This window comes from Mucilaginibacter rubeus (assembly GCF_014643835.1).
Taxonomy (GTDB): domain Bacteria; phylum Bacteroidota; class Bacteroidia; order Sphingobacteriales; family Sphingobacteriaceae; genus Mucilaginibacter; species Mucilaginibacter rubeus.
This window is the reverse complement of sequence record NZ_BMKD01000010.1, coordinates 71,903-94,515: the sequence shown is the minus strand read 5'-3', so window position 1 is coordinate 94,515 and position 22,613 is coordinate 71,903. Positions and strand designations below refer to the sequence as shown.

Annotated in this window: 27 protein-coding genes; 17 read left to right on the top strand and 10 right to left on the bottom strand. The window is 43.4% G+C overall.

Going from position 1 to position 22,613, the window contains the following annotated elements; translation table 11 throughout:
* Positions 1–26 precede the first annotated feature (26 nt).
* Entirely contained in the window at positions 27–1,379 is a 1,353-nt protein-coding gene (locus IEX80_RS25725; protein ID WP_090534140.1) for a glucoamylase family protein, read from the top strand.
* Between the two features lie 102 nt (positions 1,380–1,481).
* Positions 1,482–2,279: a carboxylesterase family protein gene (locus IEX80_RS25720; protein ID WP_090534138.1), complete on the top strand. Its 798-nt coding sequence runs from the start codon at positions 1,482–1,484 to the stop codon at positions 2,277–2,279.
* A gap of 259 nt (positions 2,280–2,538) precedes the next feature.
* Here the strand turns inward: IEX80_RS25720 and IEX80_RS25715 are convergent, their stop codons facing one another.
* The 5 genes from IEX80_RS25715 to IEX80_RS25695 form a co-directional block, all read right to left on the bottom strand.
* Positions 2,539–3,675, bottom strand: a complete 1,137-nt coding sequence (locus IEX80_RS25715) for a hypothetical protein (protein ID WP_188834603.1) — start codon at positions 3,673–3,675, stop codon at positions 2,539–2,541.
* A 90-nt stretch (positions 3,676–3,765) separates the two neighbouring features.
* On the bottom strand, positions 3,766–3,981 hold the full coding sequence (locus IEX80_RS25710; RefSeq protein ID WP_090534135.1) for a DUF2442 domain-containing protein: 216 nt from the start codon (positions 3,979–3,981) through the stop codon (positions 3,766–3,768).
* Positions 3,982–4,076: 95 nt separating this feature from the next.
* Positions 4,077–4,802, bottom strand: a complete 726-nt coding sequence (locus IEX80_RS25705; protein WP_090534133.1) for a YebC/PmpR family DNA-binding transcriptional regulator — start codon at positions 4,800–4,802, stop codon at positions 4,077–4,079.
* Between the two features lie 151 nt (positions 4,803–4,953).
* Positions 4,954–5,907, bottom strand: a complete 954-nt coding sequence (locus IEX80_RS25700; protein ID WP_188834602.1) for an NAD-dependent epimerase/dehydratase family protein — start codon at positions 5,905–5,907, stop codon at positions 4,954–4,956.
* Between the two features lie 250 nt (positions 5,908–6,157).
* Entirely contained in the window at positions 6,158–6,610 is a 453-nt protein-coding gene (locus tag IEX80_RS25695; RefSeq protein ID WP_176629130.1) for a type I restriction enzyme HsdR N-terminal domain-containing protein, read from the bottom strand.
* 362 nt (positions 6,611–6,972) lie between these two features.
* Here IEX80_RS25695 and holA point away from each other — a divergent pair, with 362 nt between their 5' ends.
* Positions 6,973–7,995 carry a DNA polymerase III subunit delta gene (gene holA, locus IEX80_RS25690; protein ID WP_176629129.1) on the top strand — a complete coding sequence of 341 codons (1,023 nt, stop codon included), beginning with the start codon at positions 6,973–6,975 and terminating at the stop codon, positions 7,993–7,995.
* 7 nt (positions 7,996–8,002) lie between these two features.
* Here holA and IEX80_RS25685 read toward each other — a convergent pair whose 3' ends face one another.
* Complete coding sequence (locus IEX80_RS25685) at positions 8,003–8,416, bottom strand: hypothetical protein (protein ID WP_188834601.1); 414 nt, start codon at positions 8,414–8,416, stop codon at positions 8,003–8,005.
* The gene (locus tag IEX80_RS25680) at positions 8,383–9,024 is read right to left on the bottom strand and encodes a hypothetical protein (RefSeq protein ID WP_188834600.1); all 642 of its coding nucleotides are present in this window, start codon (positions 9,022–9,024) and stop codon (positions 8,383–8,385) included. Before IEX80_RS25680 ends, IEX80_RS25685 begins: the two co-directional genes overlap by 34 nt.
* 92 nt (positions 9,025–9,116) lie before the next feature.
* On the opposite strand from IEX80_RS25680, the gene IEX80_RS25675 reads away from it, so the two are divergent.
* Positions 9,117–9,494, top strand: a complete 378-nt coding sequence (locus IEX80_RS25675) for a hypothetical protein (RefSeq protein WP_188834599.1) — start codon at positions 9,117–9,119, stop codon at positions 9,492–9,494.
* A gap of 169 nt (positions 9,495–9,663) precedes the next feature.
* Here the strand turns inward: IEX80_RS25675 and IEX80_RS25670 are convergent, their stop codons facing one another.
* Positions 9,664–10,149: a hypothetical protein gene (locus tag IEX80_RS25670; protein WP_188834598.1), complete on the bottom strand. Its 486-nt coding sequence runs from the start codon at positions 10,147–10,149 to the stop codon at positions 9,664–9,666.
* 339 nt (positions 10,150–10,488) lie between these two features.
* On the opposite strand from IEX80_RS25670, the gene cysC reads away from it, so the two are divergent.
* From cysC to IEX80_RS25610, 12 genes are all read left to right on the top strand, one after another.
* Positions 10,489–11,049 carry an adenylyl-sulfate kinase gene (gene cysC / locus IEX80_RS25665; protein WP_188834597.1) on the top strand — a complete coding sequence of 187 codons (561 nt, stop codon included), beginning with the start codon at positions 10,489–10,491 and terminating at the stop codon, positions 11,047–11,049.
* 25 nt (positions 11,050–11,074) lie between these two features.
* Entirely contained in the window at positions 11,075–11,905 is an 831-nt protein-coding gene (locus IEX80_RS25660; protein WP_090528077.1) for a sulfotransferase, read from the top strand.
* A 212-nt stretch (positions 11,906–12,117) separates the two neighbouring features.
* Positions 12,118–12,705, top strand: coding sequence for a hypothetical protein (locus IEX80_RS25655; protein ID WP_090528074.1), 588 nt, complete (start codon positions 12,118–12,120; stop codon positions 12,703–12,705).
* Between the two features lie 137 nt (positions 12,706–12,842).
* Positions 12,843–13,250 (top strand): EVE domain-containing protein, encoded by a 408-nt coding sequence (locus tag IEX80_RS25650; protein ID WP_090528071.1) that lies wholly within the window; start codon positions 12,843–12,845, stop codon positions 13,248–13,250.
* On the top strand, positions 13,247–14,383 hold the full coding sequence (locus IEX80_RS25645) for a carbohydrate-binding family 9-like protein (RefSeq protein WP_188834596.1): 1,137 nt from the start codon (positions 13,247–13,249) through the stop codon (positions 14,381–14,383). Before IEX80_RS25650 ends, IEX80_RS25645 begins: the two co-directional genes overlap by 4 nt.
* Positions 14,380–15,468: a family 10 glycosylhydrolase gene (locus IEX80_RS25640; RefSeq protein ID WP_188834595.1), complete on the top strand. Its 1,089-nt coding sequence runs from the start codon at positions 14,380–14,382 to the stop codon at positions 15,466–15,468. The genes IEX80_RS25645 and IEX80_RS25640 overlap by 4 nt, the downstream gene beginning before the upstream one ends.
* Positions 15,469–15,845: 377 nt before the next feature.
* Positions 15,846–16,070, top strand: a complete 225-nt coding sequence (locus IEX80_RS25635) for a hypothetical protein (protein WP_188834594.1) — start codon at positions 15,846–15,848, stop codon at positions 16,068–16,070.
* A gap of 298 nt (positions 16,071–16,368) precedes the next feature.
* Entirely contained in the window at positions 16,369–16,929 is a 561-nt protein-coding gene (locus IEX80_RS25630) for an NUDIX domain-containing protein (RefSeq protein ID WP_090533975.1), read from the top strand.
* A 39-nt stretch (positions 16,930–16,968) separates the two neighbouring features.
* Positions 16,969–17,700 (top strand): lysophospholipid acyltransferase family protein, encoded by a 732-nt coding sequence (locus IEX80_RS25625; protein WP_188834593.1) that lies wholly within the window; start codon positions 16,969–16,971, stop codon positions 17,698–17,700.
* A gap of 554 nt (positions 17,701–18,254) precedes the next feature.
* A complete protein-coding gene (locus IEX80_RS25620) occupies positions 18,255–18,728 on the top strand; it encodes a ribonuclease H-like YkuK family protein (protein WP_090533971.1) in 474 nt (157 codons plus the stop codon).
* Between the two features lie 59 nt (positions 18,729–18,787).
* Complete coding sequence (locus IEX80_RS25615; RefSeq protein ID WP_188834592.1) at positions 18,788–19,624, top strand: sulfurtransferase; 837 nt, start codon at positions 18,788–18,790, stop codon at positions 19,622–19,624.
* Positions 19,625–19,785: 161 nt separating this feature from the next.
* Positions 19,786–20,259 (top strand): SRPBCC family protein, encoded by a 474-nt coding sequence (locus IEX80_RS25610; protein ID WP_188834591.1) that lies wholly within the window; start codon positions 19,786–19,788, stop codon positions 20,257–20,259.
* A gap of 32 nt (positions 20,260–20,291) precedes the next feature.
* Here IEX80_RS25610 and IEX80_RS25605 read toward each other — a convergent pair whose 3' ends face one another.
* Complete coding sequence (locus IEX80_RS25605; protein ID WP_188834590.1) at positions 20,292–21,041, bottom strand: DeoR/GlpR family DNA-binding transcription regulator; 750 nt, start codon at positions 21,039–21,041, stop codon at positions 20,292–20,294.
* A gap of 66 nt (positions 21,042–21,107) precedes the next feature.
* On the opposite strand from IEX80_RS25605, the gene IEX80_RS25600 reads away from it, so the two are divergent.
* The gene (locus IEX80_RS25600; RefSeq protein WP_188834589.1) at positions 21,108–21,668 is read left to right on the top strand and encodes a 5' nucleotidase, NT5C type; all 561 of its coding nucleotides are present in this window, start codon (positions 21,108–21,110) and stop codon (positions 21,666–21,668) included.
* Between the two features lie 77 nt (positions 21,669–21,745).
* On the opposite strand, the gene IEX80_RS25595 is transcribed toward IEX80_RS25600, so the two are convergent.
* Positions 21,746–22,594, bottom strand: coding sequence for a hypothetical protein (locus IEX80_RS25595; protein ID WP_188834588.1), 849 nt, complete (start codon positions 22,592–22,594; stop codon positions 21,746–21,748).
* Positions 22,595–22,613: the final 19 nt, after the last annotated feature.

Genomic DNA, 22,613 nt, shown 5'->3' with positions numbered 1-22,613 from the left:
TTTCATATCCAAATGCAAATAGCTTTATGAAAAAACTATTTATTACTCCGGTATTTATATTGGCTGCCATTTGCGCCTTTGCCCAAAAGCAAACAAAAAAATCAGAAGACGGCATTAAGCCCGTTGGTATTATAAAAAACCTTACCGATAGCGCTTTGCTGGATGTGGTGCAGCGCCAAACGTTTCGTTATTTCTGGGACTTTGGTCACCCGGTGAGCGGTCTGGCCCGTGAGCGCAGCAACACTTCTTTTGATTACGGTAACGAGGTGGTGACTACCGGCGGTTCGGGATTTGGCATCATGTCGCTCATTGTGGCCGATAGCCGCAAATGGATCACCCATGAGCAGGCGGTTGACCGTATGGTTAAGATCGTTAACTTTTTATACAAGGCCGATGCTTTTCACGGCGCTTTCCCGCACTGGTTAAACGGCGAAACCGGTAAAGTGATCCGTTTTGGCCGTAAGGATGATGGTGGTGATATTGTTGAATCAGCTTATCTTTTCCAGGGTTTATTGTGTGCGAGGCAATATTTCAACGGCGATGCGCCCAAAGAACGTCGCATCCGTGATGTGATTAGCTGGATGTGGGGTGAAATGGAATGGAACTGGTACACCCGCGATGGCCGCGACTACCTTTATTGGCACTGGAGCCCCAACAATGGCTGGGCCATGAATTTCCCGATCCACGGTTTTAACGAATGTTTGATCACTTACGTGCTTGCCGCATCTGCCGAACGTTACCCCGTTAGTGCCAATGTTTACCATAATGGTTGGGCGCAAAGCGATTTCTTTAAAAACGGAAAAACTTTTTACGGTTTTAAATTGCCGCTTGGTTTTGATTACGGCGGTCCGCTATTCTTCTCGCAATATTCTTTCCTCGGCCTTAATCCTAAGGGATTAAAGGACGAGTATGCCGACTACTGGGAACAAAATAAAAATCATACTTTGATCAATCATGCTTACTGCGTTGATAATCCTAAAAAATTTAAAGGCTATGGTGAAAATTGCTGGGGCTTAACTGCCAGTGATAACTTTGAGGGGTACAATGCACATTCGCCAACTAACGACCTCGGCGTAATTACGCCTACGGCCGCGTTATCCGCATTCCCATATACCCCGGAATATTCGATGAAAGCCTTGCGTCATTTTTATTATGACCTAGGCGATAAGATCTGGGGCGAGTATGGCTTTACCGATGCCTTCAGCGAGTCGCATAACTGGTACGCCAACTCCTATTTAGCCATCGATCAGGGCCCGATCATTGTGATGATTGAAAACTACCGGACCGGTTTGCTCTGGAAACTTTTCATGAGCTGCCCCGAGGTTCAGGGTGGTTTGAAAAAACTGGGTTTTGAAAGCCCTGCTATCGTGAAAAATTAATTCGGCATAAAAAATAAACAAAAGGCCGTTAAAGAGGTTAAATTTGTTTTAAAGCAACGGCGGTAATTACGTCGGTTGCAAAACAAAGAAGCATTTTAACCCATGATCAAAACAATACGAATTACAGGAATGCTAAGCTTACTCTTAGCATTCTCTTTTTTAGCCAAGTCCCAAAATTTGACCTCGTTTGACAGGGGCAGCTTTATTTTTAAAGTAGACACACTACCATACCGAATTTTATTTCCAAAGCATTTTAATCCGGGTCAAAAGTACCCTTTATTGTTTGTATTACACGGTTCGGGCGAACGGGGAAACAATAATGAGTCGCAACTGGCTTATGGGGCACAACGGTTCTTACAGGACAGCTGCAGGGAGTTATACGAGTCTATCGTTGTTTTTCCGCAATGCCCGGCAAAAAGTTACTGGAGCAATGTAAAGCAGGTTACGGATTCGGCAACCAATAAGCGCAAATTTATTTTCCAGGAAAATGCGCCGCCAACAATGGCGATGATCATGTTGATGGGACTGGTTGACCAGTTTTTAGATAAGCCATTTGTTGATAAGCACAAAGTTTATGTGGGAGGCCTTAGCATGGGTGGTATGGGGACATTTGAAATCATTGGCCGCGAACCTAATGTATTTGCAGCAGCCTTTGCCATTTGCGGCGGCGATAATACGCTGAACGCAAAGAAATACGCTAAAAAAGTTCCGCTCTGGATCTTTCACGGTAATAATGACCCGGTAGTACCTGCCGATCACTCGCAGGTAATGGTTGATGCTATTAAAGAGGCGGGAGGCAAGCCGCGGTTTACGCTATATCCAGGTGTAGGACACAACAGCTGGGATAATGCGTTCAACGAGCCTGATCTGTTGCATTGGTTGTTTTCGCATAGTAAGTAGAGGCGGATAACATAAAAATCATATCATTGAGAAGGGAAGACGAAGCAATCGCATATTATACAGGGCGGTCACGCTAAACAAAATGAAAATTGCTTTAAATAAAAAATGTCCTTTCGATTGAGCAGAGGTGGGCAATAGCGTTGGGGCGAAAGAGCTTATACACCACGCAAGTCCGATAAGCATGTCGGCTATGCAAGGTGTATAATTTCTCACTCGTTCCTCTATCGAAATGACAATAAATTTGTTGAAAGTTATTAACCTATTCTTCTCCCTCTGATTTTTTAGGAAGATTTTTGGCGTTAAAACGTGGCTTGAATCCCAATTTAGGTGCGGGAGTTTCTTTAGCCGGCGACTGAGGTTCTTTAGTTGGAGTATCCTCTTTTTTATCTTCTGCGGATGCTTCGGCTTCAGGAACTGTCGGCTTCATTGCAGCTGCATTAAAGCGTGGTTTAAAGCCAAGCTTTGGTGCGGGAGGTTCAGAACCCGGTTTTACTTCTTCAATCGTTGGTTGCGGAATCTCGGCTGATGGTTTTGCCTCTTCAACTGGTTGTTCCGATTCAGCCTGTTTAGGTTTCATCAGGGCCGCGTTAAAACGAGGTTTGAACCCCATTTTAGGAGCAGGTGCTTCGGTTACCGGCGTTTGAGGCTCTTCAGGCGGAGCATCCTCTTTTGTCTCTTCAGCAGGCGCTTCATTTTCTACCGGTTTGGGTTTTACCATACCGGCATTAAAGCGTGGTTTAAATCCCATTTTAGCTGCTGGTGCATCCGCAGGTGGAGTTGTCGGAGTTTCTTCCTTTTTGTTTTCTGCCTGTGTTTCTGTTTCAGCTGGTTTGGGTTTTACCATGGCAGCGTTGAAACGTGGTTTAAAGCCAGGTTTGGCAGTTGGTGCAGGTGTTTCTGTAGCAGGAGCCCCAGCTTGTTGTTCCTTTTCGTTTTCAGGTGATGCTTCGCTCACTGCTGGTTTAGCTTTTGCCATAGCCGGGTTAAAGCGAGGTTTGAACGCTGGTTTGGAGGCAATTTCAGGGGATGAAGGTTCTGACGTTGGGGGTGCAACTGCCCGTTGTATAGATTCTTCGGCTGGAGCCGTAGGTTTTGGTGCAGCCGGACGGAACTTCGGCGTAAAGCCAACTTTGGCCGGCGTAGCGGGTTCTGTTAAACTTTCGGTTATGGTTTGTTCGGCCAGCGGGTTTTTGATATGTGCTTTTTCGGTTTTAACTTCAAGCGGAACCGGGAACCGCCGCCTTAGTTTATTAAACCAGTATTTTTTGGTATGGTCGAAGCTTTTTTCGCCCATCTGTTCAAAGTGATCTTTAAATTCAGAAAACAAAGCAGGTTCGCCCTGTTGCAGGGCGGCAAGGTCAATTCTTTTCTTCTTTAAAAATTCTTCAAAAACCATTTTGTTTAGATAGGAGATTTGAGATAGGAGATTTGAGATAATTGAAGGTTTAGAGCCTTGTCTCATATCTCACGTCTCATATCTCAAATCTTATAATGTTACATCTACACCCAGCTTGTTAAAACGGATGCCTTTTTCGGTTTGGCCCCAGTCTTCACGTTCCTCATCGGTAGCGTTTAATAACTGTGGAAACCATTCCAGCGGAAAAGCCTGCGGCTTGCCACCATCAGTTTCCACAAAAAGAAGGCCGTTAGCAAAGGTAACCTTTACTTTTTTTTCTCCTTTACGTGTGTTGAATAGTGGCATATCGACCCCCTCTAAATCTCCCCCGGAAGGGGAGACTTTTATTTTTAATGTATGTATTCAAAGCCCTCCCTTCCGGGGAGGGTTGTGTGGGGCTCTTATTCCGCCATATTATGGTAAACCGCCTGCACGTCGTCGTCTTCTTCCAAACGGTCAATCAGTTTCATAATTTCAGGAACCTGATCTTCGCTAACAGCGTGGAATGATTGCGGGATACGCTCCAGCTTGGCCGATTTTACTTCGATACCCATCTCTTCTAACGCTTTTTGCATTTTGCCGAAATCTTCAAAAGCTGTGTGGATTACTGCAATATCGTTGCCATTTTCGTCGGCTTCAACAAATATTTCTTCCAAACCTGCGTCTATCAGTTCAAATTCAAGCTCTTCCAGGTCGCGGTCGCCCGGCTCAAAGGTGAAAACCGATTTGCGGGTGAAGATAAAATCAAGCGAGCCGGTTTTTCCTAATGAGCCACCGTATTTGGTAAAATAGCTGCGTACGTTGGCAACGGTACGGTTAGTGTTATCGGTAGCGGTTTCAACCAACACTGCAACACCGTAAGGTGCGTAACCTTCGTAAACAAGCTCTTCATAATCTTTTTCGTCGCGGCTGCTGGCGCGTTTAATGGCGGCTTCAACACGGTCTTTAGGCATGTTTACAGCCTTGGCGTTTTGTACCGCGGTACGTAAGCGTGAGTTGGTGTTAACATCGCCGCCGCCGGCTTTTACAGCCATTACAATTTCCTTACCTAAACGGGTAAACTGCACTGCCATTTTGGCCCAGCGCTTAAACTTTCTTTCTTTGCGGAATTCAAATGCTCTTCCCATGTTTTTTTAGTTCATTGTTCATGGTTGATAGTGATAGATCAACCTTGTTGTATTACAAAGCTTTGCCTTATAAAGACAAGGCGGTAAATATAATATTTGTTTATATAACGACGGATAAAAACCTTTAACCTTTATCCTTTCGCCTTTAACCTTAAATTATCGTTTTCAAATTGGTCAACATGTCGGCCACCATTTTTGGTAAGTCATATTCCAGTTTCCAGCCCCAGTCGTTTTGCGCGTAGCTGTCGTCTATTGACTTTGGCCAGCTATCGGCGATGGCTTGTCGCGGGTCGTTATTACTGTAACTGATCTCAAATTTAGGGATCAGTTTTTTGATCTCTACTGCCAGTTGTTCGGGCGTGAAGCTAATGCCAGCCAGGTTATATGATGAGCGGATGCTGATCTGTTCGGCAGGTGCATCCATCAAACTGATGGTAGCCCTGATGGCATCATCCATATACATCATGGGCAGGGCGGTACCTTCGGCCAGAAAGCTTTCATAGCTGCCGGTTTTTAACGCCTGGTGAAATATATGTACTGCATAATCGGTAGTGCCGCCGCCTGGGTTTGCTTTCCAGCCTATCAGGCCCGGGTAACGGATACTGCGTACATCAAGGCCGTATTTATTAAAATAATATTCGCACCAGCGCTCGCCGGCCAATTTACTAAAACCATAAACCGTGTTAGGATCCATTACACAATACTGCGGAGTATTATGCTGCGGCGAATGCGGACCGAAAACCGCTATTGAGCTTGGCCAAAAAACTTTACTTACCTTAAACTCAACTGCAAAATCAAGCACATGCAGCAAACCGGTCATATTCAGGTCCCAGGCCATTTTGGGTTTTTGCTCGCCTACTGCCGAAAGAATGGCAGCTAACAGGTAAACTTGTGTGGGGCGGTGCTTATCAAATATATGGTGCAGGTTGTCTTTATCAAGTACATTGATCAATTCAAATGGTCCGCTGCTTCCGCGCATGGCATAGGTAGGGCTGTTAATATCCGAAGCTATAACCGTTTCGGCCCCATGTATATTTCTCAAAGCCATTACCAGTTCGGTACCGATCTGGCCGTTGGCGCCTATCACTAAGATCTTTTCGCTCATGCAATATTGAGTTTACCGCGCAAAGGTAGGAAATTGGTTTATTAAGTGAGTGGAAGTGAGTCCGAAAGTCAGATGTCCGTAAGTCTGGAAGTCCAAGCCAATTTTAATCTTTCGGACTTACGGACAATTGGAGAAGTTACAAGTCAGCCATAGCGCTACCCTACACTCAAGACTTGCGCCAGTGAGGGCAGAAAATGCTATACACATTCCATAAATTCTTCAAATTCGTTTAATTCGAGTTCAGACAGCTTCAGCCCTTCACATACCCCGGCAACTCTTCAATAAACCGGTAAGTACATTTTTCATGATCTATAGTACAATAATAGTGTTGCAGGCCATTGCTCACCGCCAGCAGGGATACTTTATGAACCATATTATACCGGGCAATCTGATCGAATGTTTTTTGATCGATAGTTACAGATGGGGCTTTACATTCAACCATTAAAATGCGTTGCCCGTCGGGATTAAACACCACTATGTCGGTGCGCTTTTGCAGGGTGTTAAGTTTAAGGCCGCCTTCCAGTTTAATCAGCGAGCGGGGATAGTTTTTTTGTTTGATGAGGTATTGTACAAAATGCTGGCGTACCCATTCTTCAGGTGTAATGATGATGGTTTTCTTACGGATCTCGTCAAAAAGGGTCAGTATGCCGTTATCGTCGCTTATTTTAAAAGGGTAGGGTGGCAGGTTAAGCGGTTGGAGCATTTTTGCGAAGTCTTAAGTCGAAAGTTATGAGTCTTGAGTCGGGCTTCAAAATTAATAAATATATTATCAGGGAAATCGCCTTTGAGGTAATTCGATGCATTGAAAAAATAGCAATAAAATTTCCACACGAATTATCTTCATTCTTACCACAATTAATCGAATTACACCAATTTTTCAATTACATAAATTTAAAATTCGTGTAATTCGATTAATTTGAAAAAAATAGTGTAAAAATTTCTTATCCATTCGCCTCATGTCAACATAGATTTTAAAAGCAATTTTCCTGTTTATATCATTGCATCGCCCTAATTAAAAATACATTCCACTTTTGACTTTCGACTTAGTACTTTTGACTGCGAAATATGACTGCTGCCGAGATATTAAAGGACCTTAAGAACCGTAAGTTTAAACCGCTGTACCTGCTGCATGGGGAAGAACCTTATTTTATCGACCTGGTAAGCAATTACATTGAGCATCACTTGTTGCCCGAGCATGAGCGTGGCTTCAATCAAACCGTGGTTTACGGCAAGGATACCGACATCATGACCGTGCTCAATGCCGCCAAGCGTTACCCCATGATGGCCGATTACCAGGTGGTACTGGTAAAAGAGGCACAGGACATGAAATGGGGGAAGGACGATGATAACAAGAAAAGCATCGACCCTGTATTGAGCTATCTTGAAAATCCGCTGCCAAGTACTATTCTTGTTTTTTGTTACAAATACGGCAAGTTTGATAAGCGCAAGAAAACATACAAAGCCATAGAAAAGAACGGGCTTATTTTTGAATCGGCTACTTTATATGATAATAAGGTGCCGGCCTGGGTTGAAGGTTATGTAAGCGAGAAGGGCTACAAAATGAACCAGCAGGGATCGGCCATGATTGCCGAGTACCTGGGCAACGACCTGGCTAAAATTGCCAACGAGCTCGAAAAACTGATGCTGAATGTTAGCGCCGGGCAGGAGATTACCCTGAAGCATATCCAGGATAATATTGGTATCAGTAAGGAGTACAATGTATTTGAGCTGCAAACAGCCCTCACCAAAAAAGATGCTTACAAGGTAAACCAGATCATCAATTACTTTGAAGCCAATCCCAAATCAAATCCCATTGTTTTGGTGCTCGGCAACCTGAATAACTTTTTCAGCAAGGTGCTGGTGTACCATTACGTAAAAGATAAAACCCCGCAAAACCTTGCCCGCGAAATGGGCGTTAACCCATACTTTATTAAAGATTATGAGCAGGCCGCCCGTAACTACCCGCTTGGTAAAATTTTCCAGGTGATCAGCTATCTGCGCGAATATGATTTGAAAAGTAAAGGCGTTGAATCAAACGCGCCGCACGGTGAGTTGATGAAGGAGCTGATGTTTAAGATACTGCATTAGTTCACAACTAATTGTTGCTGAATAGTTTTGTGGATATGGAAGTGGTTTCCCCTTTATTTATCCGTATGTTTGGGATTGTTTTGCGTACGGATAACTGTAAGCCCGAATAACCCTCTATTTTTAGTGTGACAGGAGTTTGGGTGTTTAGTACTTTACATGAAAGACTGTAGTTTGATTCACCCGAGTAGTTTTTCGTAACGTATGAGGTCAAATTATTTCTTGTTCCTTCGGCATGGGCTTTATCCATACTAAAGTCGTACAGTTCATTATCGATATAGATTCGGTAGTAGCTTGCCTTTTGTGGGGTATGGTCTTCAATGTTTATTGACAATTGTCCAATTATGCGTTCAGGAACTATAGTTTGTTCTATATTGTTTTTTGATACTTTTAATACAGATTTATAAAAGAAAGCATCTTCCATAAGGTTGTAATTAACGTTATGATCATCGGAGGGAAAAAATTTCGCATCGGAAAGTGGAGTCTCGGGAAATAAACCGTTGGGCGAAGGTATTTGCCAAATTTTCCCAGCTTATTTAAGCTACCTTTTTGGGTGCCGGCGGTGATAATTAAAGTGTAATCGCCAGCTTTTAGCGAATCTTTTATGGTTCCGAAAGGTGTTGAGTTGTTTATTTCTCTTCTGAAGTTTTTATTAATCCTGAATAATTTACCATTATCTTCTGGCGATAAGTTTTCTTCCAGGCGGCTTACCTGCGTACCTGTGCTGTCATAAACAATATACATGATCTTAGCATAATATTTATCATCCGATGGTAAGACAACCACGTTTGGTATTATCGCATTGGTTTGTAAAGCTGATATGATAGGAGTTGCTTCTTTAGTAAAACCGGCCACCGTAAACAATACCTGATATTTTTTATTTACATCGGTCAGTGTACTACCACCGGGGGTGTTCCCATTATCTGGATGTTTACTTGTGTCGGTTGGTTTAATAGTATTCGGTAAGGCTTCTTGTTTTTTACAAGAACAAATGAATGCTAATAAAGACAAAAACAGCAGGATACGTTGCATGACAGATTTAAGTTATCTATCAAAAATACAAAATAATTATATACTGTATCGGCAGTTAATGATGATCTTTGGCAAGATTTATTCTGATTAAAATGACCCTATCCTCGCAATCAAAAGTTAATATAGCATCCGGCATGATCCGCGTATCGGCGGTTTTGTACCTGGTTTATTATTATTTGAACGGCGGAAGGTCGGCTTCTTTTCAAATCGCTTTAGCAACGTGCATAGCGCTGGGCATTTTACTTTTACTGGCTTTATTTATCAGGCGGGGTTATAAATGGGCAAAATGGCTGCTATTAGGCTTATTAATCTTAACTATAACGCCTGACGCTATAAATCTGCCCGCAACTTTTAAGGCAAACTTTTATGCAGGCTGCATCGCTGTTATAATTGACCTGTTACAAATAGGGGCGCTTGTTTTACTTTTTATGCCGGATAAAGAAGAGCCGGTTGCCGAGGATGCTGAATAGTTTTTTAATGATTATTTGTTAAAAGGTACCCGGCTTATGATAGCATACATGAGGCCGCCAATTGTAACAATAAACCATAAGAAATATAAAGACTTTTTCAGGTCATTTATTTCTCTATCCTCTTTCAATACTAATGCCCTGAAAGCCGGTGAAAAAAGTGTCAGTGCGATCATAAAAAAACGAACAGGAGTGAAACGAGCGAATAATTTGCAGCACGGCCAACCCCTTCTTTTATAGAACCGGCAATAAGAGGGATATTCCAGCCCGCTAAAAACACAATTAATGCTGCAGTTTTAAATGGTATTCTGCCCTGCCCCTGCATTTTCTTAACCTGGTAATATTGTACCTGGTTATTGGCGGTTTTATTAAAGAATCCTGTTGCTTTTATGTTTTCAATTATGTCATTGTAAGGCATGTTTGCTGTAAACATAACTTTTTTAGGGTATGACGATACGTTGTGTATTATCTTGATGCCGCTGCCGGCAATTGAGGATGCATATTCGATTTGAACAATATCATCAGCGTTGAAAAATAACTGACCTAACAAACCAAGGTTAATCTTGAGTACAGAAGTATCAGCTTTCAAAGCTGCAAAAGGTTTGGAGACTTTGGTATTGCCAACATAGGCACCCCCGTTAAGTAAAAATTCGTTCATGTTTATTGTGATAGGTTCTTTAGCCCACAGTAAATATATCATAAAAACGAGTCCTCAAATAATCTCCAAAATCATTTCTGATAAATTAAATAGCGTAACATTTTTGTTAAGTGTAGCGTTGGTTAGTGTTTGACCGTATACATCCATTTATTCATTAAATCTTCATTTTTAGCCGGTATTGGTTACTTTTTTCTCCTGACTTTCCGTTGTTCAGTGTTGCATGTAATTGATTATTTACAATGTAACAAAATTCATCAGCCAATTAATTTCCTAAGTTCACTTATCCTAAGCAATATGTTAAGCTGATCAATAAGGCATACTAAATAAAAAAATTAAGGCATGATACTTTTATTTTGCGGATTATCAGGTGCGGGAAAAACTACTTTGGCAAAAAGTGTGGCCGCCGAATTAACAAGCCTGGGTATTAAAATTGAAATTATTGATGGTGATGAATACCGTGCGGCACTGTGCCGTGATCTGTGCTTTAGTAAGGAAGACCGGAACGAGAACATCCGCCGCCTGGGCTTTGTAGCCAGTCGTTTCAGCGCTCAGGGTATTGTTACCATAGTGAGTGCTATAAATCCATATGACGATGTCAGGCAGGAGCTTGCCGAAAAATATGATCATGTAAGCATTGTTCACATTGATTGCCCCGTAAACAAGTTGATAAGCCGCGATACTAAAGGCCTGTACAAAAGGGCGTTGCTGCCGGATGGGCATCCTGATAAACTACCCAACCTGACAGGTATTAACGATAGGTTTGATATACCCGTTAAGCCCGACCTATACATTGATACCTGCAATTATACCATACAACAAAGTACCTCTTCACTGCTTTATTATATTATAAACAATCTGCATCCTGTTAAGCAGACTATTAAGATACCAAGCTATACCTGACAAAAAAGGACGCTTATAAGATTTTATGCAAAAAAGAGTACTGATTATTACCGGGATGCACCGCTCCGGAACCTCGCTTATTACCCAGTGGTTGAGCAAATGCGGCCTGCAAACAGGCGAAAAACTGGTACCCGGTGGCCATGGCAATGTGGAAGGGCATTTTGAAGATATTGAATTTTTAAAAATGCACGAAGAGATCCTGGCCGACCATAACCTGCCCAAAACCGGGCTTACGGTTGAGCATGTGGCCCAGTTTACCTTGTACGAAAGGGAAAAGCTCAAAAGCATTATTAAAGTTAAACAACAGTTATACGACCAATGGGGTTGGAAAGACCCGCGGACCTGTCTGTTTCTGGATGTATATAAAGAACTGCTGCCCGATGCCTGTTACCTGGTTATCCTGCGCGATTATCAGTCGGTAGTGAGTTCACTTTTACGGCGTGAATTTAAGTGGGTGGAAAACAGGTACATGGCGCGTAAATATTTTTCAAGACTGGTATGGACAAAATTTCGCCGCGGCCGCCGCATGGTGCAGTTTTATAATGATCATGCTACCGAATACCTGAAAGTTTGGATAGCCTACAACCAGGACATTTTGAAATGTATTGAAACACTGCCCCGGGATGCATTTGTAGTTGTTAATTATTCGATGCTGAAAGACGAGGATGAACAGGTTTTTGAGTATCTGAAAGACAAGTGGAACCTGGTATTAAAATACTCCAGATTTAAGGACATTTTTAAGGAAAACCTGATCGGCCCCGATGTCGCTTTTGAACAATATATCAACGATAAAACCCTCATTACGCAGGCCATAAAACTACAGGCCAAGCTTAAAGAATATATGCTGACTGATTAGTATCAAAAGTTTTTTGCGGTTTATTATACATTGTTGCGAAAGAAGTAAACAAGTATCTGTGCAATAAAGTGTAAAGGCAGTCCAATTTGTGATACAATCGTTATTATGGTTTGATAATCAGTTAATTATTTCTCCAAATTCGTTTTACTCAATGGCTTAAGTACCCCTTGTTACGGTGCTGATTTAGCCGTTGTAAAACGAAGGAGGAGGATATGAAAGCTAAGTTTTTTTGCTACTTGCCCTACAGAGTAGTTACGGGGCTTTTGATCATCATGTGTTTACATTCGCCGGGTTTTTCGCAGGCGGCGAAAATCGGGTCGCTGGCATATTTAAGGGCGCGCAACGGAATTGGCGGGTTTAACCTGGGCGGCTTGTTAACCGGCGAGCAGGAACAGGCTTTAACTTACATTGATGGAGAAGGCAGCAAGCCCGATGCGGATAGCTGTGTTACCTATGAATATCATCCGGATAAGCAGCTGGAACTGGAAGACGGGCTAACCGCAACTCATATTTGTGTACGTACATGGCAAAATAAAATAGTAAATATTTATGTTTTCTTTAACCGTAACCAGGGCTATAAAATGCTCAGTAAATTTTTGCACTGGTACGGTACCTTCACTGCAAAGCCAAATGATTACCAGGACGTTTATCTGTGGGATTCGCGCACGGTAAAACTATTGTTGAGCTATCACCCCGATGATGACCAGGGAATTGCTGTTTACACTTCTGTTCCTTTAACAAACACTATCAACGCACAAAATGCTAAAAGGCTAACCCAGTTGTTAACCAGTAATGAATAAGTGAAGACTTTATTAACCCCTACTTCACCACTCCACCCCGTAATTTCATTGTAACAATACCCTGTATTGCCTGTAGCGCATTTTAGTTTACGCTCCCTTTTTTACATTTTTACGTTACAAAAATTTATACCGTACAAATGCAACATTGGTTAGTTAAGAGTGAGCCCTTTAAATACAGCTGGGAAAAATTCAATAAGGATGGTCGTACCTTTTGGGATGGTGTGCGCAATTACCAGGCACGCAATAACCTGAGGGAAATGAAGGAGGGCGACCTGGTGTTATTTTATCACAGTAACGAGGGTAAAGAGATTGTAGGCATAGCCAAAGTTGTTAAGGAAGCTTACCAGGACCCCACAACCGATGATACCAATTGGGTGGTGGTTGACCTGGCCCCGGTTGAAGCCCTGAAAACCCCGGTAACCCTTGAGCAGATCAAAGCCGACCCTAAATTACAGGATATTGGCCTGGTAAGGCAGGGGCGTTTATCGGTAATGGGGGTAAAGCGCGAAGAGTTTGATTACATCTTAGCGCTGGGCAGTAAATGAAACTGAGCAACATCTTTGACAGTTGTTTTATTAAGCCGGGCCTTGTCGCCGTTTTATTGGTATTGCCGGGACTTGCAAAAGCGCAGGATGCTTTCAGCGCCTTTCCCGATCTGTTTTCCACCCCTTACGGCTATGTTGCGAAACATGTAAAGCAAGCGCCGGTAATTGATGGCGATCTGGAAGATGCTGTATGGCAGCAGGCCAAATGGACCCGGGATTTCCAGGATATTGAAGGCCGCCTCAAACCGCAGCCACCACTGCAAACCAACGTTAAAATGCTTTGGGACGATAGCTGCCTGTATGTAGCAGCCCGCATCAGAGATCCGCATGTTTGGGCTACGCTTAGCCATCATGATGATATTGTATACAAAGACAATGATTTTGAGCTGTTTATCGATCCTGCCAACAGCACGCATAGTTATTTTGAAATTGAGGTGAATGCCCTCAATACCATTTTCGATTTGTTTTTGACCAAACCCTACCGTAACAACGGCTCCGCGGTAACCGGTTGGGATGCGCACGGCTTACGGTCGGCGGTAAAAGTTGAGGGCACACTGAATGATCCTACGGATACGGATAAAGGCTGGACGGTTGAAATGGCTATCCCATTTAAAGCCATAGCCAGTGGCTTTAACCACGCTGTGATAAAGGATGGTACTTTGTGGCGTATCAATTTTTCGCGGGTGCAGTATGATACCAAAGTGCAGAACGGAAAATATGTAAAGCTGCAGGATAATACCGGGCATAACTTGCCCGAGTATAACTGGGTTTGGAGCAACCAGGGGCTTATCAATATGCATTACCCCGAACGCTGGGGCTACCTCCTCTTCAGAGATCATGAGGCCGATGACGCGACGTTTAAAATGCCTTATGCCGAAGAGCAAAAAAAATACCTATGGCTGGTTTATTACAAGCAAAAGCAGTGGTTTAAAGATCATCACCAATACTGCACCTCGTTAAACAACCTGGGTGTTGAAAATAAGGTAACAATAACAGGCTATACTAACGAACTTAAGCTGGAAGCAACTGCCCATCAGTTTATAGCTTATATTGCCGATAGTAAAACCAAAGCGACCTATAAAATTGACCAGGAGGGCCTGGTGCAGCAGCAGATAATCCCTAAAACTCCATGAATAAGCGCGAATTTTTAAAGGCTGGTTTACTGGCCGGCGTGGCTGCCCAGTTGCCCTTAGTAAGCAATGCCGCTGTTGAAGCTGCCAAGAGCGGCAAGAAAAAAGCCATGAAAAACTGGGTATGGATCAACCCTAACCAAAAAGATACTGATGATGAGCTGGCCACCCGTTACGCTTCCTACAAAGCATCGGGCATCACCGGCATATTTTTCGAGAACGACAGCGAACGCCATTTTCGTGCCGCTAAAGCTAAAGACCTGGAGGCCCACCGCTGGATCTGGACTTTTAACCGTGCCGAACTGGTAAACGAAAAGCCCGAATGGTACAGCAAAAACCGCAAAGGCGAATCATGTGCCGATCATCCGCCTTATGTGCAGTATTACCGCTGGCTGTGCCCGTCGCGCCCCGAAGTTCAGGAGTATTTAACCAAAACTGTCGATGATATTTTAGCTAAAGATTATATCGATGGCATCCACCTGGATTACGTGCGTTACTGCGATGTTGTGTTACCGGTAAACCTTTGGGATAAATATAAAATTGAGCAAACCAAAGAGCTGCCCGAATATGATTTTTGCTACTGCGATGTTTGCAAAGCCAAATTCAAAGAAGAATATAACCAGGACCTCGATCAGATCCAATATCCTGAAGCAAGCCTTTCATGGCGCTTGTTCAGGTATAATAATATTACCCGCGTAGTGAACGGTATTTCGACTGTTGCCCACCAGCATAAAAAACAAATAACTGCAGCCGTATTCCCAACACCCGAAGTAGCCCGCCGCAACGTAAGGCAGGACTGGACAAACTGGAACATGGACGGCATTTGCCCCATGATATACCATGGTTTTTACAAGGAAGGCGTGAGCTGGATAGGCAATGCCGTAGCCGAAGGCGTTCATTTCCTGGCCGGAAGGTTCCCGCTGTATGCAGGTCTGTATTTATCCGATTTTAAAAGTGATGATGAAATTCGCACCGGTATACAGGTGGCGCTTAAAAACGGCGCGATGGGCGTGTCTTTCTTCGGTAATGTAAGGCCGGAAGTGCTGGCAATACTGAAGGATGAAGTTGCGGCGTTTAAGGCTTCGTAACCAATTAAAGTTTATACATGATATGTCATTGCGAGGAGGAACGACGAAGCAATCTCGTAGCCGATGCAGATCGTACATGCATTGGCTACGAGATTGCCTCGCTACGCCCGCAATGACATGTTTTTATTTTGAATTTAAGGGTAATAACCTTTCGCCTTTAGCCTTTTCCCTTTCACCTAAAAAATCATCCCCGCATTTTGTCCAATAGATCGCTTAGGGTCGCGGCTTCATCTTCGGTGAGGTTATTGCTCAGAATTTCTTTGGTTTTGTATACGTCATGCAGATCCGATGTTTTAAATATCTGTTAGATGTGTCTTTGAATGAGGAGAACCTCAGGGTCTCCCGCAGAGGACCCTGAGGGAACAAAATAAATACATATGATCAATAATAGTAATTATCACGTTGCGTGGTGCCCATTTTGCAATCAGGGTTGGGTTGATATTATAAAAGACTCTTTAACCAGTAAACTGTTTTTACTTTGTGCCGAATGTGATACTCTTTGGGATGATCCTATTGATGTTGAGTTAGGCAATCCTATAGTATCGAAGATGGAAATTAATATGGAAGAACCAATATTGAAAGAAATTAAAGACAACGGTTGAGATAAGTTTCTGATTTCTATCAACGATTTTTGACTTTAAGGCCGGAAGTGCTTGCTATACTTAAGGACGAGGCGGCTGTGTTTAAGGGGTACCATTGTATTGTAAGAAAGTGTCGTTTCGACGAACCCGCTGGGAAAAGTGCAGGAGGGTGAGGAGAAATCTCCCATACGCCATGCTTCCCAACATGCATAGCCACTGGCAGGGTGTACAAGATTTCTCTTTCGCTCCGGGCGTTCATTCCCTTCCCTGCTCTGTCGAAATGACATTTTTTTAATAAAAAGATGTCTATTTTTAGGCCATGCATCACCCTGAAGATAACCCCTGGAAAATAACGTCCCAAAAAAATATCTACGATAACCCCTGGATCAACCTAACCGAATACCAGGTTATTAACCCTTCCGGTAATCCCGGTATTTATGGTAAAATACATTTTAAAAATGTGGCGATTGGTGTTTTACCCTTAGACGCTGAACTAAATACTTATCTTGTAGGGCAATTTCGCTTCGCATTAAATCAGTACAGCTGGGAAATGCCAGAAGGTGGTGGCCCTGAAGGTACGGATCCGCTCGAATCGGCCAAACGTGAATTGCTTGAAGAAACCGGGTTAAAAGCCTCTCAATGGACGGAGATCCAGCGCCTGCACCTCAGCAATTCAGTAAGCGATGAGTTGAGCATATTGTACCTGGCCCGGGGCCTTGAGCAGTTTGAAGCCGAACCCGAAGAAACCGAACAGCTGATTATCAGAAAAGTGCCTTTTGCTGAAATTTACCGTATGGTTTGCGATGGCGAGATTACTGATTCCATGACTGTGGCCGCGGTACTTAAAGTGCGACTGTTGCTAACAGAAAACCGTTTGTAAATTATTGCATTACTGAAAAAAATATAACTTTGCCCATTGATGAAGAAGTTATTAGGTTATATCCTGTCGCCCTTTGCCATAATTGCATTTTTTTTAGCCCTGGTTATTTTTCAGCCCATCCAGTGGATCTGCTTTCGTTTTTTTGGCTATGCCGCGCACAAACGTTCGGTTGATATCCTGAACTTATGCCTGTTCCGCACTTTTTATATCATTGGCGATACGGTAACTTTTATCAATAAGCAAAATTTGCCGATGGGTAGGCCAATTATATTTGTGGCCAATCATCAAAGCCTGCTCGATATCCCCCCGCTTATTTATTACCTGCGCAAGTATCACGCCAAGTTTGTTTCTAAAATAGAGCTTACCAAAGGGATCCCCTCTATCAGTTACAATCTGAAACACGGCGGCGGTGCTAATATCGACAGGAAAGACTCCCGCCAATCCATGACCGAAATGATAAGTTTAGGTGAGCGCATGAAAGCCAATAACTGGTCGGCAGTGATCTTTCCGGAAGGTACCCGCTCTAAGGATGGTGTAGTACGGTCTTTTCAGCCGGGAGGTGTTGCCATGCTGCTAAAAAAATGCCCTGAAGCATTGCTGGTGCCCATCGCCATAAAAAATAGCTGGAAGGTTGTACAATATGGCTTTTATCCGCTTAATACTTTTATATCCATGACCTGGACGGTACTTGAACCGATTGAGCCCGGTAAAACCCCGATTGGCGACCTGGTATTGGAAGCCGAGAACAGGATCAAGGCTGCGTTGTCCTGATTTCGGATCTGGGAATTTCGATTTTGGTTTTTTTTATTTTTGGCTCGCGCGGATAAAAAGCGCGGGATTGAGCGATTCCCTCCCTTGGGAGGGTGTAGGGAGGGGTTTCATAGACTTGTTTACATCGTCAAAATAGCGGATAAACCCCTCCCTGCCACTACACTTCTCCAACGCACCCCTCCCCAAGGAGGGAATTCGAACCTCTTCCGAACATCCCAACTGGTCGAAGTTTAGCGATAGCGTAACTTCGTCCTAAAATGCCTTAAGCTTTCAGCTTAACTATACAATCAATTTACTTTTCCGCTTCCGCAAGCAGAATTCTTGCCCTGTTTTGGGACGAAGTTACGCTATCGCTAAACTTCGACCAGTAAAAAAACTCTTTCCTCTTTAATTTCGAAATCCCAAATCCGATATTCGAAATGCAACCAACCTGTTAATAATCAGGTAAATGTTAACAAATAAATCACACGTTATTTACGTTAATATGAAACGTTATCGCTTATTTTTATAGACCCATAAAAGAGGTCGCCTAAAATTTACCTAAAATAATTTTTATGACCTGGAGAAAATTCAGCGGCGAAGTAATCCAATCGCCCATTATGGAAGAGGTTGAAAAGGCAATTGAACGCGAAGCCCTCCTTGGCAACAAGCTAAAAGTATGTATCGGCACCGACTCGCAAGTTAAAGGATCCGTAACGGATTTTGCAACGGTGATTGTGTTTCTGCGCGAAAAACGCGGCGCTTTTATGTTCATACACCAGGAGCGTACTTCGCAAAAAATGAGCATTAAAGAAAGAATGCTGAGCGAGGTGCAGAAGTCTATCGACATTGCTTACAAGCTTTGCGATTTGCTCGACCTGTATGATGTGGAGCTTGAGGTACATGCCGACATTAACACCAACCCGATGTTTAAAAGTAACGCGGCCCTGCACGAGGCTATGGGTTACATCCTGAGCATGGGTTTTGTGTTTAAGGCCAAGCCCGAGGCTTTTGCAAGCTCATACTGCGCCAATAAAATAGTGCAGTAAATTTGCCGAAACCCAAAGCGTGTATCTATATTTGATATTAAAACATATCAGATATACCTATGTCGCCACTTATTGAAATCAACGACCCGGCTTTAGCCGCACAGGATACTATTCTTATTGATGCCCGCGGAGGGCAGGACTCTTACCAGCGTTACCTGGCAGGCCATTTAAACCACGCCATCTACGCCGACCTTGATCAGCACCTTACCACTAAACCCGATGACCCTGCCTTTGGCGGCAGACATCCGTTGCCTAATATACAGGAGTTTGCTGTATTGTTAGGTAACTGGGGCATTACACCCGACAGTCACGTAGTGGTTTATGACGATAAATCAGGCGCGTTCAGCGCATCACGTTTGTGGTGGATGCTGCGGGCAATTGGTCATGAAAATGTACAGGTACTAAATGGCGGCTTACAGGCTGCTAAGGATGCAGGTATAACATTGAGCGCAGAAGCTTATACGCCGGTTGCGGTTGATCCGTATCCGGTAACACACGAATATGCAAATACTGTTGAGATAGCGGAGGCCGGAGAAGCTGCACAGGATCCCTCACGACTGGTAATTGACGTACGCGAAACGCCACGCTACCTGGGCCAGACAGAGCCTTTGGATTTGATAGCCGGTCATATCCCCGGGGCGTTAAACCTGCCTTATATCAACAACCTCGGTGCCGACGGTAAGTATTTACCCGCTGATGAGTTGCGCAAGGCTTATGATGCTGCAATTGGCGATGTAGCGCATAGCGAAGTAATAGTTCACTGCGGTTCGGGTGTTACAGCCTGCCATACCTTACTGGGTATGGATTACGCAGGCATCAACGGCCCAAAGCTTTACGTTGGCTCCTGGAGCGAATGGTCAAGAAGGGATTTGCCAATAGGGAAGGAAGATCGGTAGGGTCAGAAAAAAATGTCATTGCGAGGAACGAAGCAATCGCACGGACGCAGAGCGGTTCTGTATGGTATGCGATTGCCGCGCTACGCTCGCAATGACATCATTTTATAGCCCATTGGGCGAGTCGACCAAAACACTTATCCGTCCCTTCTTGTTACGTCATCGTGAAAACATACGTTTTAAAAAAAGAACAATCCATTCCTGTCAGCCTTGATCAGGCCTGGGATTTTTTTTCGTCGCCATTAAATTTGGCTAAGATCACACCCAGTGACATGAGCTTCGTAGTAACATCTGATTATACCGCCGAGACAAAAATGTACCCCGGAATGATCATCACTTATAAGATCTCGCCGTTATTAGGTATTAAAATGAACTGGATGACAGAGATCACTCATGTTGATGATAAAAAGTATTTTGTTGATGAGCAGCGTTTCGGGCCATACGCTTTATGGCACCACCAACACCATTTTAAAGAAATTGACGGTGGAGTGCACATGACCGACCTCTTACATTACGCTATCCCTTATGGTGCAATAGGGAGATTTGCTAATGCCGTTTTCGTTAAAAGCAAGGTTGAACAGATTTTTGATTATCGTACTAAGGTTATTGAGGAAATGTTTGGGAAGTACAAGTATTAAACCACGGGTTGAAAGCCAGCGGTAGTGTTATATTAAAAGATATTAATGCCTGCTTCCCTGTATGCCGAAAGTTCTTCATTGTCGGGAGAAACATCGGTAATGATGGTATCCAGTTCTGTTACCGGGCCTATGTAATAAGAATCGGCTTTGTTTATTTTTTCTAAGGTGGATAAGGCGATGGTTTCTTTAGATACTTCGATCATTGTTTTCTTGATCTCGGCCTCTTCATAATCCCTTGTTGTGATACCAATGGCAGGGTGCACACTGCAAATCCCGAAAATACAAAGATCGGCCCGGATATTCCTGAAGGCATTGATGGTTTCATGGCCGATGGTAGTAAAGGACGATTTATACAGACGCCCACCGGCAAATATGACCTCAACCGTTGGATGATCTTCAAGCGCGCTTGCAACAGGAAAGCTGTTGGTAACCACGGTGATCCTCAAATCATCCGGCAGGCTTTCAGCCACAGCTAAGGTTGATGTACCGCCGTCAAAAAGTACAACCTGTCCGTCTTTTAAAAAGCTCAACACTTTTGATGCGATGACTTTCTTAGAGGCAATATCATGCTTTTCCCTCGCGCGGTAATGGTGCGGAATGGGAGAGTGGGCAACCGCGCCGCCCCTTACTGCTGTTAGCAACTTCTGGTCGGCCAATACTTTAATATCCCGGCGTACAGTATCTTCCGAAACATTGAGTTTTTCGCTCAGTTCGGCAAGCATAACTTTGTTATCTTTTGATACGTGATCTAAAATGATCTGGAGTCTTTCTTCTCTTACCATGTTTGCAATATAATGCAAAATTATAATTTATTTGCAAAATATTGCAATAATGTTTTGCTTTGTTGCATGAAAACGCAAACCAAGAAAACTATCGCCATTGATATGGATGGTGTTATTGCCGATGTTGAGCCGCAACTGATCAAATATTATGAACAGTTGTATGGCATCACTACAACCCTCGAAGCTATTGATGGCTTATCCCATGCAGAAGCTTTCCCCTTAGATGCCGTAACGAAGGCCTCTCTCATTTTACCCGGGTTTTTCCGTACGTTACCGGTTATGCCCGGCGCTATCGAGGCTGTTAAAAAGCTGATGGAAGATTACGAGGTATACATCGTATCGGCCGCTACGGAATTTCCGCTGTCGTTATTCGAAAAGTTGGAATGGCTTCAGGAGCATTTCCCGTTTATCAGCTGGCGTAACATTGTGCTGTGTGGCGATAAAAGTATCATCCATACCGATTACATGATAGATGACCATTGTAAAAACCTCGACTATTGCAGCGGCAAGGCCATCATGTTTAATGCGCATCACAATAAACACGAACACCAGCATGTGCGCGTTTACAATTGGGATGAAATATTGAACCTGTTTGAAATGGAAAAAACTTCTGCAGATTTAGCATAGCAGAATCTAAACAAGTTTTTTGATAACTACACTACTATTGCTTTAAGCTTTATGCCTTCCGCTTTTAGCTTTATAAGCTATTTCGTATCTATCCGGTAATTAAGTGATGCCGAAAAGCTGGTGCCTGCGCCGGTATTTCGCCCGGTAACAAAGGTGCCGCCGGTTAAAAACAGCGACAGGTTTTTGGCAAATGCATGGCCGTAGCTTAGCGATACCTGATTAAAGGCAAAGTTTTTACTGGCGCTTGGGTTTACGTTAAAATCTTTATTGATACTGGTGGCATAAAAGCCGCCTACACTTAAGGAAATCTGCTCGCGGAACTTTTTATCAAGTGTTAAGCCGTATGTGGCGTTGTACCTGTCCTGAAAAACGCTTTCATAGCCAAAATATTCGCGCACGCCGTTTTCAAGGATAAAGAATGAGTTTTTGCCGAATAAATGCCCGCTGCCTGCAAAGGCCAGTTTAAGTTCGGCCCCTTTTTGGTTATAGCCCAGCGCGGTGTTGGTATACATGGGTAAAATAGCCGTACCCTGTAAGCTGAAGTAATATTTATAATTGATATTGGCCAGGTAATACCTGATACCCACTTCCAGATCCTGGAAACCTGAGCTTTTGCTTGTGCCCAGATCTGTACTAAAGGTGTTCATCACATACGGTGCCAGCACCGACAGGGTAAACCTGCGACTTAAACCAACTTCCGAATATAAGGAATAGCTCCATGAACTGAACTTGCCGTTATTGGCAAATGCGCCTTTATGGCTGTCGGCATCCCAGGCTTTATTGGCAAAAAAGTAAGTTGCCGAGGGCGACAGCGAGATCCTGCCCGGCCTTACCGGGAAACCTCCTGCATAACTTTTACCTGTGGCTAAGGCAAATATTACTATCCCCGTAAGTAAATATTTTGATAAAGTATTTTTCAAGGTCATGTGTGTAGATTTTAATCGT